Raw genomic sequence first — 501 nt, 5'->3', positions numbered from 1 at the left:
GCTACGGGGCTTGCCATCCGCCAGGATCTGAGCGCGGTCCAGTAGATCGTGCTCGCACGGACCACCGGACGCTCGCCCGTCTGATACTTCATCCATCCCGAGATCCCCGAGTTCTGCAGTTGGCGCACCGTATCCATCAGCCGCCTCGAGTAGCGGCGCTCGATCTCGAACAGACGGTCGCGGCTGAAGCGCTCGCCGGCGGTCGACGCGAGCAACTCCTGGTAGGCCCACGCCACGAAGAAGACGTAGCGGAGCTGCGCGTGCTGGACCGACGTCCCTGGGAAGAACCGATCGGCGAAGGCGAAGTGTATGGGCGCGAACCCGAGCTCGTCGCGAGTCCCATCTGACGCGAGCTTCGACAGATAGCGGTTCGCGGCGTCGCGGTCGGCCTCCGATAGCATGAACCAGCCGACGGCCGGACCACTAGCCATCGGCCGACACTCGCTCTCGCTCAAGCACGTTCGATGTCGATCGATGCTCTTCGAATCGACGAGCGTGAAG

1 protein-coding gene is annotated in these 501 nt (G+C 64.7%); it reads right to left on the bottom strand.

Annotated elements, in window-relative coordinates; genetic code table 11:
- A partial coding sequence (locus EN780_RS37375) for a DUF6361 family protein (RefSeq protein ID WP_245500292.1) occupies positions 1-431 on the bottom strand: 431 nt, incomplete at its 3' end.
- Positions 432-501 lie beyond the last annotated feature (70 nt).

This window comes from Mesorhizobium sp. M4B.F.Ca.ET.089.01.1.1 (genome assembly GCF_004022605.1).
GTDB classification, from domain to species: domain Bacteria; phylum Pseudomonadota; class Alphaproteobacteria; order Rhizobiales; family Rhizobiaceae; genus Mesorhizobium; species Mesorhizobium abyssinicae.
The sequence above is the reverse complement of the archived record's forward strand: the minus strand, read 5'-3'. Positions and strand labels throughout refer to the sequence as shown.